This window comes from Fibrobacter sp. HC4 (assembly GCF_023373925.1).
Taxonomy (GTDB): Bacteria; Fibrobacterota; Fibrobacteria; order Fibrobacterales; family Fibrobacteraceae; genus Fibrobacter.
In genome coordinates this window covers 87,322-100,320 of record NZ_JALCZV010000007.1, presented here as the reverse complement: position 1 = coordinate 100,320, position 12,999 = coordinate 87,322, and the positions used below count along the sequence as shown (strand labels likewise).

General features: G+C 51.2%; 10 protein-coding genes and 1 pseudogene. 3 read left to right on the top strand and 8 right to left on the bottom strand.

The features are described 5' to 3' along the window. The first annotated feature begins 278 nt into the window (after positions 1-278). The gene (atzF, locus tag MMG03_RS06415) at positions 279-2,084 is read left to right on the top strand and encodes an allophanate hydrolase (protein ID WP_249505906.1); all 1,806 of its coding nucleotides are present in this window, start codon (positions 279-281) and stop codon (positions 2,082-2,084) included. A gap of 75 nt (positions 2,085-2,159) precedes the next feature. Here atzF and MMG03_RS06410 read toward each other — a convergent pair whose 3' ends face one another. After that, positions 2,160-3,152 (bottom strand): PD-(D/E)XK nuclease family transposase, encoded by a 993-nt coding sequence (locus MMG03_RS06410; protein ID WP_249505905.1) that lies wholly within the window; start codon positions 3,150-3,152, stop codon positions 2,160-2,162. A 341-nt stretch (positions 3,153-3,493) separates the two neighbouring features. Between MMG03_RS06410 and MMG03_RS06405 the strand changes: the two genes are divergently transcribed. Further along, positions 3,494-3,781: a nucleotidyltransferase family protein gene (locus MMG03_RS06405; protein ID WP_073236847.1), complete on the top strand. Its 288-nt coding sequence runs from the start codon at positions 3,494-3,496 to the stop codon at positions 3,779-3,781. After that, a complete protein-coding gene (locus MMG03_RS06400; protein ID WP_073160344.1) occupies positions 3,768-4,187 on the top strand; it encodes an HI0074 family nucleotidyltransferase substrate-binding subunit in 420 nt (139 codons plus the stop codon). The genes MMG03_RS06405 and MMG03_RS06400 overlap by 14 nt, the downstream gene beginning before the upstream one ends. A gap of 92 nt (positions 4,188-4,279) precedes the next feature. On the opposite strand, the gene uca is transcribed toward MMG03_RS06400, so the two are convergent. The 7 genes and pseudogenes from uca to MMG03_RS06365 form a co-directional block, all read right to left on the bottom strand. Next, positions 4,280-7,873 (bottom strand): urea carboxylase, encoded by a 3,594-nt coding sequence (uca, locus tag MMG03_RS06395; RefSeq protein WP_249505904.1) that lies wholly within the window; start codon positions 7,871-7,873, stop codon positions 4,280-4,282. A gap of 159 nt (positions 7,874-8,032) precedes the next feature. Next, a complete protein-coding gene (locus tag MMG03_RS06390; protein WP_249505903.1) occupies positions 8,033-8,866 on the bottom strand; it encodes an alpha/beta hydrolase in 834 nt (277 codons plus the stop codon). Positions 8,867-8,885: 19 nt separating this feature from the next. After that, positions 8,886-9,527 (bottom strand): DUF1989 domain-containing protein, encoded by a 642-nt coding sequence (locus tag MMG03_RS06385; protein ID WP_249505902.1) that lies wholly within the window; start codon positions 9,525-9,527, stop codon positions 8,886-8,888. A gap of 85 nt (positions 9,528-9,612) precedes the next feature. Next, complete coding sequence (locus tag MMG03_RS06380) at positions 9,613-10,254, bottom strand: urea amidolyase associated protein UAAP2 (protein ID WP_073160336.1); 642 nt, start codon at positions 10,252-10,254, stop codon at positions 9,613-9,615. A gap of 85 nt (positions 10,255-10,339) precedes the next feature. Further along, complete coding sequence (locus tag MMG03_RS06375; RefSeq protein ID WP_073236858.1) at positions 10,340-11,056, bottom strand: urea amidolyase associated protein UAAP1; 717 nt, start codon at positions 11,054-11,056, stop codon at positions 10,340-10,342. Between the two features lie 34 nt (positions 11,057-11,090). Further along, positions 11,091-11,942 carry an ABC transporter ATP-binding protein gene (locus MMG03_RS06370; protein ID WP_249505901.1) on the bottom strand — a complete coding sequence of 284 codons (852 nt, stop codon included), beginning with the start codon at positions 11,940-11,942 and terminating at the stop codon, positions 11,091-11,093. A gap of 103 nt (positions 11,943-12,045) precedes the next feature. Continuing rightward, positions 12,046-12,990, bottom strand: a pseudogene (locus tag MMG03_RS06365) (ABC transporter permease subunit); the annotation flags it as partial. Positions 12,991-12,999: the final 9 nt, after the last annotated feature.

Below are 12,999 nucleotides of genomic sequence, written 5' to 3'. Positions count from 1 at the left end.
TAGTTTAACCTAGCGGGGCAAAGAAGTGCTTCTTTAAAAGCTGATTTTGTGAAGTATCTCATATAATCTCTATATCTACACTAAAAAAAGCATTTTCCACCCTATGTAATTCTTTACATTTTGTGTTTTTGATTTCTGCACTTTTTATAAAAAACATGAAGTTTTCTATTGCCAAATCATAGGGCTTGAGCTACTTTATGAAGGTAATTTAATAAGTCTAATTCGAGTCGAGACGCCAGTCAAAACTGCAGCCGGCCGCATCCTACAAGGAGGCCGCCATGGCCCAAAAAAGTTTTAGTGTTCTAGATCTCAGAATTTCAAGTCTCCGCTCCGCCTACGAAAAGGGCGAAACATCGCCGCGAGAAGTTGTCCAAAAATTGCGCGACGCCATGGAGGCGGCCCCCAAGGAAATCTGGATTGCAAAGACCAGCAAGGAACAGCTGGAAAAATATCTAACCGCATTGGAAAGTTTCGCCGGCAGCGGCAACGGTTTCAAGATTCCTGCAGATAAGCCTTTGTTCGGTATTCCCTTTGCCATCAAGGATAACATCGACTGCGAAGGCATGGAAAGTACTTCGGCCTGCCCCGCCTACGCCTATATGCCCAAGAAGTCCGCGTTCGTGGTGGAACGTTTGATCGAGGCGGGAGCAATTCCCATGGGCAAGACCAACATGGATCAGTTTGCCACGGGGCTTGTGGGCGTGCGTTCCCCTTACGGATGCATCCCCAACAGGCATGCGCCGGAATATGTTTCGGGCGGAAGCAGCAGCGGTTCTGCCGCCGCATTGGCCTACGGTCTTTGCAGTTTTTCACTGGGTACAGATACGGCAGGCTCTGGACGAGTTCCCGCCGCATTCAACAAGCTTGTGGGAGTAAAGCCTACCCGCGGCTTGCTTAGCACCAGCGGCGTGATTCCCGCTTGCCGCAGTCTGGATTGCGTCAGCATTTTTGCATTGGATAACAGCGACGCCCGCTATGTATTGAACATCGCCGGGGCCGAAGATAGCGAAGATGCCTACTCACGAGTGGCCCCCTGGAACGAGGATGCCGTGAACGCAAGGGGGGCTGCGCCGAGGCTCCCCGAAAATTGGACTTTCGGTGTTCCCGAAGAAAGCGAGCTGAACTTCTTTGGGAATGAGGGTTACAAGGCGGCCTTCTACCGCGCCGTCGAGGCATTCGAAAAGGCTGGCGGTACCAAGGTGACGATTCATTTTACCCCCTTCCTGGAAGCAGCCCGCCTGCTTTATGAAGGCCCCTGGGTTTTCGAACGCTACGATGCCGTGGGCAAGTTCATCGAGGAACATCCCGATGAAATCTTCCCCGTTACCAAGCAGATCATTAGCCCCAAGGTAACGCCCCACCCCTCCGAAGTTTTCGCCGGGTTCCACGCCTTGCAAGCCAAGAAGAAAATCGCCGACCGTGAATTCGCCAAGGTAGATGTCCTGCTTACGCCTACGGCCGGCACCATCTACAAGACAGCCGAAGTGAACGCCGACCCCATCAGGCTGAACAGTAACTTGGGTTATTATACCAACTACATGAACTTGCTGGATTATTCTGCATTGGCTATCCCCGCAGGCGTGGCCGACAGCACCGACCCCAACGCACCCAAGCTCCCCTTTGGCGTAACCATCGTAGGCCACGCTTTTGATGATTTCAAGTTGCTGGATGTCGCCGAAAAGGTAACGCCCTTCCTTAGCGAAAAGATTCCTCTGGCGGTGTGCGGAGCCCACCTGAAGGGTGAACCTTTGCATTATCAATTGGAAACCGCAGACTTTTTAGGTGCTGCAGAGACTGCTGCCGAATACAAGATGTACGCCTTCAAGGATGGCACTATCCAGAAGCCTGCCATGATCGCCGGCAACAGCAGCTTCTATGTGGAGCTTTACGCCCTTACTCCCGAAGAATTCGGCAAGTTCGTCGCCGCCATCCCCGCCCCTCTCGGCATCGGAAAGATCAAGCTTTCTGACGGCCGCATGGTCCCCGGATTTATCGGCGACGGAAGCATCTCGGTAATGGCCTTCGAAGGAACCGCCACCGACATCTCCGAATACGGCGACTGGCGCAAGTACGTTCATAAATAAGAACTTTATTCATCTCTACAAAAAAAACTGCACCGTTACGGCGCAGTTTTTTTTGCAATAATATGCCAAACAGAATTATTTGTCCGCGAGCATTTCCAACATTTTTTTAGCTTCCTCTATTTTATCTTCAGAAACCCCAAGAGAACGCATAACTTGAATGCCATCAGCATGACCTTTTTCTAACCCTTGTTCAATGCCTTGTTCAATGCCTTGCTCAATGCCTTTTTTCAAGCCTTCATTGATGGCATCGTCAATGCAGCAATCGATATCATATTGAGTCATCATAGAAAAAGCCTGCCTTTCAAGAATCTCTTTTGGAGTCCTGCGGATGCGCAGCCGTTCATAAGCGTCGCGGATGGCGCCCTGGGCGGTGCTGGGAATTTCGTCGCGACTGCCGCAGTTGTCGATGAAGTCCATCCATTCGCGTTCCCTTTCGGGCACGTCCTTCGCTCCTTTCAGCTTCGGCAGCTTGATGAAAATATAATTCAAAACATGGCTTACGGGCAAGGCGTCCTTGTTTCCCAGGTCGCTCTTGCGGTAGATTCCCCAGGAGTCGCGATAGTCCTTGTTGCCGTCGGAGGCATTCTCGCAAATCCAGATGCTATAAATCTTAGGCATGCGGTAGCGTTCCTTGAGGGAGAGCTCCCTGCGGCGCTTCTTCAGGGAAAGCAGCTCTTCGCGGTGGGCTTCGGCGGCCATGACAGCGCCGTACAAAACTACACGGTCCTTGAAATGAGTGTGCCCGAATCTCTGCATTTCAACATCGATGTATTCACCGTTCTTTGTCCTGGCGCGAACGTCTACTCCTACGATATCGTCGCTGGGGTAGATGACAGCCAAGTCGCGGTTCATGTGTTCTACGTCCGTGATGGAGTCCTTCTCATCAAGACGGAGTACGGCATTCAGAAAATCAATCAGGATTTCCTTGGATTCAAAAAGCCTGATGAAGGCTGTATTTTCTTTTGCAGAAAGGAAGGTGGAGTGGCGCAGAAGTTCCGGAATTTCCTGTTCCGGAAGGTCCTGGTTCAAAATAACGCCAAAATCGGCGTGAGATACCGTTCTGACCATGGGATTCCTCTTGAGTATAAAAGTTGACGTTGTGGAGCCGATTTCAAAAAATCCATTGAAATCGGGAGCCCTACGTTACATACTCAGGAAGCGCTTTCCCAGGTAACCTGCAGCGATCTTGCTTCAGTAAAGTCGAAAGCCAAGTGCCGCGAGCAGCAAGCAGAGAGTGAATGGCCGCGCACGAATGCCGGATGAGAATGCTTAGAATATAAAAACATATAGTTTAACAGGCAACACCCCAAACATTGAACTTGGCACCCACTTCATAAATAAGAACTTTAAACCTCTCTATAAAAAAACTGCACCGTTACGGCGCAGTTTTTTGTTATTATATTGAGAGTATGGTGAATATTCCTGAAACATTGCTGCAGCAGATAATTCAATTTGCAAAGGTATGCAAGTTGAATCGTGTTGTGTTGTTTGGATCTCGAGCCCGAGGCTCTCATAGAGATCGTAGCGATGTGGATTTGGCCGTTTTCGGAAAGAATGTCGCTGAATTTCAGTTTATGCTCGAAGATGAAGCAGATTCCCTTTTATCATTCGACGTTGTCGACATGGGAACCGTTGTCTCTCAGAAACTGAAGCAGAATATAGAGCGAGAAGGAGTTTGCCTTTATGCAGAAGTTTGAAAATTTCAAAAACTGTTTTGAAATACTAAGGAAATCCGAAAAGGCAAAGGCTCTAGCCGATGAAATTTACAGGACAGGAGTTATAGGTCAATTCGGTTTGACATTTGAACTAGCTTGGAAAACTCTTCAAGAATTGATGAGAGATCACGGCATTGAAGAAGCAGAAAATGGTTCCCCTAGAGAAATTTTACGCGCAGGATTTAAGTTTGGTTTTCTGAACGATGAATCTATTTGGCTCCAAATGTTGAAAGACCGAAACTCAGCAACTCATATTTATGATGAAGATGCATTTAATTTAGTTCTTGACCGAATTTACTCCAGCTATATAGATTTATTCAACAACTTTAAAATGACAATGGAATCGAAAATTTCATTGTTAGAAAACAACGAAGAGAATAAGCTTTAGTTTATAACAAAAACCCGTCTCGGCTTTCACCGGGGCGGGCTTCTTGTTATGTGGAGTTCAAAGGGAGTCCCCGACGGAGTCGGGGATTTTTGTTAGTTAGCTTTTACAGCGAAGAGGCATTGGCCGGAGCGGATTTCGCCGCCTTGCTTGCCAAAGACCTGAGTGATGACGCCGTCTTCGTCGGCAACCACCGGGATTTCGGTCTTCATACTTTCGAGGATGGCAAGGGTGTCGCCGGCCTTGAACTTGGCACCCACTTCAGAAACCACCAGTTTCCAGAGGGAGCCTGCCACAGGGCTGTACACGCCTTCTTCACCATCGGCCAGAGTCACTTCGGCAGCGGGGGCTGCGTCGGCGCTATGGCTTTCGAAAGTAAACTGTCCGTTTGCAATCCAGCGCTGCTTTTCTTCTTCGAAGGCGTTCTTGCGCTTGGTTTCGAAAGCATTGATGGTTTCTGCATTTTCGGCCAGGAACTTTTCGTATTCGGTGATGTCGAAGGAACTTTCGACGATCTTCACATGGAACTTTCCGGCAATAAAGTCCTTGCGCATTTGCAGGAGTTCATCGGCACCCACTTCGTAATACTTGACCACGTCAAAGAAGCGGAGCAGGTAAGGCAAGGTAAAGTCGCTTGTCTTCTTGAAACGGTTCCACATCTGAACGGTACGTCCGACAAACTGGTAACCGCCAGGGCCTTCCATGCCGTAGACGCACATGTATGCGCCACCGATACCCACTGCGTTTTCGGGAGTCCAGGTACGGGCGGGGTTGTACTTGGTAGTCACCAGGCGGTGGCGGGGATCCAGCGGAGTTGCCACAGGGGCGCCCAGGTAAACGTCGCCAAGGCCCATGACCAGGTAGTCGGCGTTCATCACGATGTTCTTTACATCGGCGATGGAATCCAGGCCGTTTACGCGGCGGATGAATTCAATGTTGTTGGGGCAGCACCAGGGAGCACCGGGGCGAACGGTGGTGACGTACTTTTCGATAGCCACGCGAGTCTGGGGGTCATCCCAGGAAAGGGGCAGGTAAACGGTACGGGTGGGAACCTTGGTAACCTTATTCTTCTTCAGGTGTTCTGCAAGGTCAGCAAGCTTTGCCAGCATTTCACCCTGACGGATCTTGGTTACGTCAAAATGAATCTGGATAGAGCGAATACCCGGAGTCACATCAATGACCAGGTCAGCCATCTGTTCCTTTACAGCCAGCATCCAGGCGTGTGCAGTAAAGCGGAGGCGAAGGTCAATGATGGCAGGGCCAAATTCCACCAGCACATAGTTGTCGCCATCAGCACGAACAACGATATGTTCCATTTCGCTTTCCTTGTGGAATTCTGCAATAATGGGAGTTACCACGGGAGCAGCAACGAGAGCAGGAATTGCAGCGGATGCAGAAGCCACGTTAGCGAGGTTTGCTTCTCGAGCCAGGCGAATTTCTTCGGCCTTTTCTGCAGTCAGCGGGATGAACTTTACATGGTCACCGCTACGGAGCTGACCCATCTTCCAGAGTTCAGAAGAAACGATGGTGACGGGGCAAGCAAAACCACCAAGGCTGGGGCCATCCACGCCCAAGATAATGGGCATGTCACCAGTAAAGTCTACAGTACCTACAGCGTAGGCGTTGTCATGCAAGTTAGACGGATGAAGACCAGCTTCACCACCATCGGGGCGAGCCCACTTCGGCTGAGGTCCAATCAGGCGGATACCGGTTCTAGAGGAGTTGTAATGGACTTCCCAGTTGGCAGCGAAGAATTCATCGATGTCTTCCTTGGTCAAATAGTCGGGAGCGCCGTGAGGGCCGTACATCACGCCGATTTCCCATTGGGTACTGATCTGCGGAAGAGCAGCCTCTGCAGGGACCATGGGTTCCGTGGCAATGGCGTTACCGATGTGGAGGATATCGCCTGCAGCCAGGGCGCGGCCACCATGGCCACCAAAACCGCCCAGGGTAAAGGTAGACTTACTTCCCAGATAATCGGGAACGTCAACACCACCGCGAATTGCCAGGTAAGCGCGCTGACCCATCTTGGTAATGCCGAACTTCAGAACGTCACCGTCGTGAACTTCAACAGGAGTGTTCTTGGGGCATGCGGCACCATTCAGCTTTGCCGGAAAATCACCGCCCACCCATGCAATCACCGTGTCGGTGTGGAAGGCGAGAGAGCAGCCGGAAAGAGTCATTTCGATACCGGCAGCGTCATCGGCATTACCCACAATCTTGTTGGCCAAGCGGAAGCTGTAGTTATCCATGGGGCCGCTAGGAGGAATACCTACGTCCCAAAGGTTCAAGCGACCCGGATAATCCTGGATCGTGGTCTGGAGACCCGGAGCCAGCACTTCAAAAATCTTATTTTCGTACTTGTAATCGTTCAGGATCCAGGTAGAAACCTTGCCCGTAATAAAGGCATCCATTTCAAGGACATCTTGCAAGAGCTTGATGTTGGTCTCGAAACCGCAGAGCTTGACCTGCTTCAGGACTTCGCGGGCCTTGGCAATGTTGTCTTCGCGATCGTCGCCGGCCACAATGACCTTTGCCAGCAGGGGATCGTAGAAGGCGCTGACTTCAGTACCGCGGGAAACCCAAGTATCAACGCGGATTCCTTCGGGGAAGGAAACTTCGGTCAGGAGGCCGCTGGAGGGGCGATAGTTCTTGCCCGGATCTTCGGCGTAAACGCGGAATTCCATGGCGTGGCCCTTGGGGGTAAACTGGGCGCCAATTTCGAAGGGGCGGATTCCTGCAGCCTGTTCGATCATCCAGCGGACCAGATCCACACCGAATACCGTTTCGGTAACACCGTGCTCCACCTGCAAGCGGGTATTTACTTCCAGGAAATAGAACTTATCGTCGTTGGCATCGTAAATGAATTCCACGGTACCTGCAGAACGGTACTGCACACCTTGAGCCAAGCGGAGGGCAGAAGCATGCAGAGCCTCGCGAGTCTTTTGGGGAAGGCAGGGAGCCGGAGTTTCTTCCACCACCTTCTGGTTACGGCGTTGCACAGAGCAGTCACGTTCGCCAAGGACAACGGCATTGCCTTCGCCGTCACCGAAAATCTGGACTTCTACGTGGCGGCCGCGTTCCACATACTTTTCTACAAAGAGGCCTGCGTTCTTGAAGTTGTTTTCGCTAAGGCGCTTGATACGGTCGTAGCTTTCGCGAAGTTCTTCTTCGCTGTGGCAAATAGACATACCGATGCCGCCACCGCCTGCAGTGCTCTTGAGCATGACCGGGTAACCGATTTTACCAGCGCCGGCTGCGGCTTCATCTACACTGTTCAAAAGACCTGTGCCCGGAACCAGAGGCACACCAAATTCTTCGGCCAGTTCCTTACTGCGATGCTTCAGACCGAATTCAATCAGTTGCTTGGGAGTGGGGCCAATGAAGGCCACACCGTTTTCTTCGAGGGTCTTTGCAAATTCAGCATTTTCGCTCAAGAAACCATAACCCGGATGCACGGCTTCGGCACCGGTCTGCTTAATGGCAGCCAAGATGGCATCTACATTCAGGTAGCTATCCTTGGCGGCGGCAGGGCCTACACGAACAGCTTCATCAGCCATCAAGACGTGAGCGGCAGTTTCGTCGGGGTCGGAGTAAACCGCCACGGACTTCACGCCCATTTCTTTTAGAGAACGAATGACACGGCAGGCAATTTCGCCACGGTTCGCAATCAGTACTTTCTTAAACATTTTTAGTTCCTTTTTATCCACACAACAATTTTTTGGTTTGAGGACGGCCTACGGCCTTTTAGGTATCAGGCCGCGCTTTCGCGCTCTCAGGTCATATTATTCAACCTCTAGGTGGCAAAGCCACCGACCTCATACCTCAAGCGAAGCGTTCCTCACGCCTTACTTCCCTGCCATGATGTTTAGTAGCCGGGAAAGAGCGCCATTGGGATTTTCCAGTTCCGTAAGGATTGAAAAATGGTCATGGCCATCTAGCAGGGAATAGCTTCCCGGTATACGTTCCGCAGCTCGAAGAGCCGCAAATTCAAGACTCTGACGGCGCAGTTCCGGAAGTTCCTTGCTTCCAGAAACAACGATCACAGGCTTTCTCACAAGGGGGGCGCGAGCAGGACTCAGGCGAAGAATCTCTTCGGCAGTCAACTGCAATTTTTTATTCAGGTAGCTCTTGGAAATAGGCTCCAAATCATATATGCCGCTAATGGCCAAGGCTCCCTGCACACCCGTTTCGTCGAGAACAGAAGTGCAAAGGTGACCGCCGGCAGACCAGCCAGACACATAAATACGATCAGCATCAAAGCCCAGTTCGTCGGCACGGCTGCGTAGAACCTTTATGGCCAAACGGATTTCGTAGACGATTCCCGTCAAGGGCATTTCGGGAGCCAAAGTGTAGCCTATGTTCGCTACGTTAAATCCGTTGGCCAAAGGGCCCTGTGCAAGAAAGCGGAAAGTTTCCTTGCAACGCATCTGCCAATAGCCACCATGAATAAAGACAAACAGAGGGGCCTTTCGATTACCACAGCTAAAAAAGTCGAACTTGTTCCGAGGGTGAACATCGTAGGTCATGTCTAGGGAAGAAGCGAATCTTCTGGCCAAGGCATCGCTACGCAGGTCGAAACCCTTCAGCTGAACGGCACTGTCGGCAACGGCATTGGTGTTGTCGTAACCGGCATCCAGTTCAGCCTGGGTAAATCCGCGATAAACAAGTTCCTCTTTCATCTTGATTCTCTATTTCAGCCTATTCGTCCCACACCACCATGCGAATGGGAGTGGGGTTGTAATCGTTACAGGGGTTGTTCAACTGGGAGCAATCACTCAGCAAGAACAGCACATCCATATCGGCGCGCATGTCGATATACTTGCCCGGGCCCGAAATACCATCGGCAAATTCCAGACGACCGGTATCGTCTAAAATGACCTTGGTAAAGAAATTCAGGTTGCAAGTCTGATCGCGCTTGCTCATGCCGAAATCCTGCAAGGTGCGAACGAAGGTGTCGCGGCAGCTGTGCATGTAACGAGTCTTGTCGGTATAACGCACACAGTTGCCTTCGGCAGAACAGCCGCTGCCAAGAGTATCGTGTTCGCCGCAGGTATCGGCAATCACCGTCAGCATGGGGTTGTTGCGGTTGCTGCGAATCACCGTACCCAATTCAATCATGGTGTTGGCCTGGGCGGTAATGGTGTTGTTGGCATTATAGCGTTCAGTCTTGTCGTGCTGATTATAAATCTGCACGTCGCCGGACTGGTTTCCGCAAACGTCAATCATGCGAAGAATCTGTCCCTTCTTCAGAGGCAGCATGTAGCCGTCGCCCGCATTCACCGTCACATCGAAGACCGCGTCTTCAACCCTACGGGAACTTTCAAGAAGTTTGGAATTCATTTTTTCATCTCTTTGCGACGAAGTCGCCATTATTAATCTCTCGTCTTTCGTCTGTAGCTCGCTTGCGAGCGTTCTCTCGTCTAAACTAGTCCCAGATGAGCATGCGGACGGGGGTGGGGTCGTAGGCGTTGCAGGGGTTGTTGAGCTGCGGGCAGTTGCTAACGACTGCAAGCACATCCATTTCGGCACGCATTTCCACATACTTGCCCGGGCTAGAAATACCGTCGGCAAAGTTCAGGTTGCCCTGTTCATCGAAGGGCACGTACATGAAGAAGTTCAGGTTGTTGACCTGGTCGCGCTTATCCAGATTTTCAGTTTCCAGAAGAACCTTCAAAAAAGATTCGCGGCAGGCGTGCATATAACGCTTGTCCAGAGCGTAGCGGCAAGTGTTGCTTTCGCAGGAGCAGGCGGAACCCAAAGTGTCATGGTCACCGCAAGTGTCGGCAACAACAGTGAGCATGGGATTGTCATCGTTGGAGTAAAGCTTGGTGCCAACGCCTACGAGACAGTTAGCCTGACGCTGCACGGTCTGCTGAACGCTATAACGTTCAGAAGGATCGTTTGCGTTAATGAACAGAGTATCTACAGCCTGGTTCCCCTTCAGGTCCAGAATGCGGAAGGTCTGACCTTTTTTAATCAGATGGAGCCAGCCAGCACCAGCCTGCACATCTTCAGAGTAAACGGCATCTTCTTCTTTCAGCGAACTTTCAACATATTTTGTATACATCTTATAAATCCTTTTTTCTTTTTTTACTTTCCGCTCATACCTCAGAGCGAAGCGACCTCATAGCTCAAAGCACCGCAGGTGCGCCCTACAAGTTGTAGTTTGCAGTGTTGATGTAGCCGCGGCCATTTTCCGGGCACCAGGTAAAGCAAGGATCGTCTGCGGGAGCTTCGTCGCAAGTGAGGAGTTCAACCTTCACGGGCTTGCGCAGATATTCCTTGGTGGGATTCAGGGGATGCATACCGGTATCGATTACAACGAGAGTGTCCATTTCGGCACGAAGTTCCACGTAGTCGCCGGCCTTGGAGTTGTTTTCGACGAAAGTCATCTTGCCGTCGGAAGTAACCACAACCTTGCTGAAGAAGTTTACCAGTTCGGTAAAGTCGCGCTTGGTCATGCCATGCTTGCCGATTTCAACCAGCAGGGAATCGTAACCGTTGCGGAAGAAGTCGTTGTGGGCAGCCTGATAGGACTTTTCGCCGAAACGTTCCTTGATGAGGCTTGCGTGGGTGCAGCCGCACAGAGGATCGTGCCAGCCAACGGTATCTTCGACAACACTGAGGAGGATGCGGCCCATATCGCTATAAAGGCAGCAGTTCTTGGCGATGCGGCAGATGTGCTGGATTTTCAGGGTATCACCGAGATTGAAACGTTCAGTGAAGTTCTTGGCGTTGTAGCACATGATGCTAGCGTTTGCGCCACCTTCAATATCGGTAAGGCGGATCTTCTGGCCCTTCTTTACGATGCGGGAATAGTTCCAGCCGCCAGCAATTACTTGTTCACACAGTACTTTAGATTCAGACATTTTTGGACTCCATTTTTTGAATTTTTTGCGACCGCTACTTCTTGGCGATCATGTTTACAATCTTGAATTCTTCTTCGGGTTCTTCCACCAGCTTGGGCGGGTGAATCAGGCCTTCGATATGCTTGCGCTTTTCGATGAATTCCGGAAGCAAGAAGCTATCCTTGTTGCGGGGGCGCGGCACAGAATGGACATCCACCATTTCCTTGACCTTGCCGGGGTTGGCCTGCAGCGTAAGGATTCGATCCGAAAGGAATACCGCTTCGTCAAGGTCGTGGGTCACGAAGATGATGGTGATATCGATGTTCTTCCAGACTTCCAGCAGGTACTTCTGCATCTGGGAACGGGTCTGGGCATCCAAAGCGCCGAAGGGTTCATCCATCAAGAGTACGCGGGGCTGCGGGGCCAGGGCGCGGGCAATGGCCACGCGCTGCTGCATACCGCCAGAAAGCTGCTTTGGGAAATAGTTTCCATACTTTTCCAAGCCCACAATCTGCAGCCACTGTTCCGCAATTTCTTCAGCCTCACTTCCGTGGCCAATGGATTCCAGTCCGAACATCACGTTCTTCTTCACGGACATCCAAGGGAACAAAGTGTACTTCTGGAACACCATGCCACGTTCAGCACTTGTACCCTTCACCTTCTTTCCATCTAGGTAGAATTCGCCGGAGGTTGCGGTTTCGAGGCCTGCGGCAATGCGGATCAAGGTAGACTTACCGCAACCAGAGGGGCCGATAATCGAAAGGAACTCGCGACGGCGAACGCCAAAGGAAACATCATCCAATACGCGATGGGTGCCGGAACCGTTAGTCTCTTCGAAGTCCTTTACAATGTGGCGGGCTTCCAGGATAATATCTTCGGCGGGTGAAATAATCTTAGAGTCTGCCATTGTAACGATCCCTCATAGTTTTTTCTTCTGCAGTCAGGCGGAAGCTAAACACATCATCCTTAGAACCAACGACCTGCTTGAACTTGGCGGCCACACCGACGCGGCCATCTTCCCAGGCAAAGATCTTCTTGCCCAGCCAGGCGAGAATCAAGTCGCAGCCGAGACCGATAATTCCAAGAATCACGATGGCAGCATAAACATTATCGAAGTTACGGTACTTGGCCTGCTGATTAATGAACCAGGTAATGCCGGAACTTGTGCCCACCACTTCGGCCACAATCAGGTAAGTCCAGGCCCAGCCCAAAAGGATTCGCATATCCTTGTACATCTTGGGAGCGATTTCAGGGAGGATCACCTTGAAAAGGATGCGCTTGGGAGATGCCCCCAGAGTGCGGGCGGCTTCAATCAGGGCACCGTCGGCACGGCGGGTGGTGGCGTTAATCATGGGCACCTGCTGGAAGAAAGTACCGATGATAATGATGGCGATTTTCGGAGCATCGTTAATGCCAAGAACAGCAACCGCCAGGGCACCAAAAACAGGAGCCGGGAAATAGCGGAAGAATTCGATAAACGGTCCAGTCAGCTTTTCAAAAAAAGGAATAGCACCGGACAGCATACCCATGGGAACACCCACAAGGCTAGAAAGCAGGAAGGCCAGGAACACGATCTTTACAGAGTGAAGGATGCTCTGGTAGAACCATACATCGCCATCGCGCTTGGGTTCCGTAGTGAATGCGGTAACCAGGGCCTTGGCCACTTCGTGGGGTGCGGGCAAGTAAGCGGGATTGGCGCGCACACCGGTCATGGGCTTTGCGCCAGATTCCAGAAGGTTCTTGTTTTCTTCTGCAAAGTTGGCGCGATCGATTTCGTCTCCCGGCATACAGAACATGCTGTCGCCAGCATCTACCACGCGCATCAGCGGATGATAGACAAAAGGCACATAGCTGATCACGCTCCAGGTCGCCAGGGGAATTACGAAGGAAAGAATAGCCAGGACCATAGTCCACTTCTTTCCAACAGTCTTTTGAATTCCAATAGGATTAGTCATTTTTTCCAC

Coding starts and splice junctions, on each gene's coding strand:
- MMG03_RS06410 (WP_249505905.1), bottom strand. CDS start 3,152: ATGGTCAGAACGGTATCTCACGCCGATTTTGGCGTTATTTTGAACCAG.
- MMG03_RS06370 (WP_249505901.1), bottom strand. CDS start 11,942: ATGGCAGACTCTAAGATTATTTCACCCGCCGAAGATATTATCCTGGAA.
- MMG03_RS06405 (WP_073236847.1), top strand. CDS start 3,494: ATGGTGAATATTCCTGAAACATTGCTGCAGCAGATAATTCAATTTGCA.
- atzF (WP_249505906.1), top strand. CDS start 279: ATGGCCCAAAAAAGTTTTAGTGTTCTAGATCTCAGAATTTCAAGTCTC.
- MMG03_RS06385 (WP_249505902.1), bottom strand. CDS start 9,527: ATGAATTCCAAACTTCTTGAAAGTTCCCGTAGGGTTGAAGACGCGGTC.
- MMG03_RS06380 (WP_073160336.1), bottom strand. CDS start 10,254: ATGTATACAAAATATGTTGAAAGTTCGCTGAAAGAAGAAGATGCCGTT.
- MMG03_RS06400 (WP_073160344.1), top strand. CDS start 3,768: ATGCAGAAGTTTGAAAATTTCAAAAACTGTTTTGAAATACTAAGGAAA.
- MMG03_RS06375 (WP_073236858.1), bottom strand. CDS start 11,056: ATGTCTGAATCTAAAGTACTGTGTGAACAAGTAATTGCTGGCGGCTGG.
- MMG03_RS06390 (WP_249505903.1), bottom strand. CDS start 8,866: ATGAAAGAGGAACTTGTTTATCGCGGATTTACCCAGGCTGAACTGGAT.
- uca (WP_249505904.1), bottom strand. CDS start 7,873: ATGTTTAAGAAAGTACTGATTGCGAACCGTGGCGAAATTGCCTGCCGT.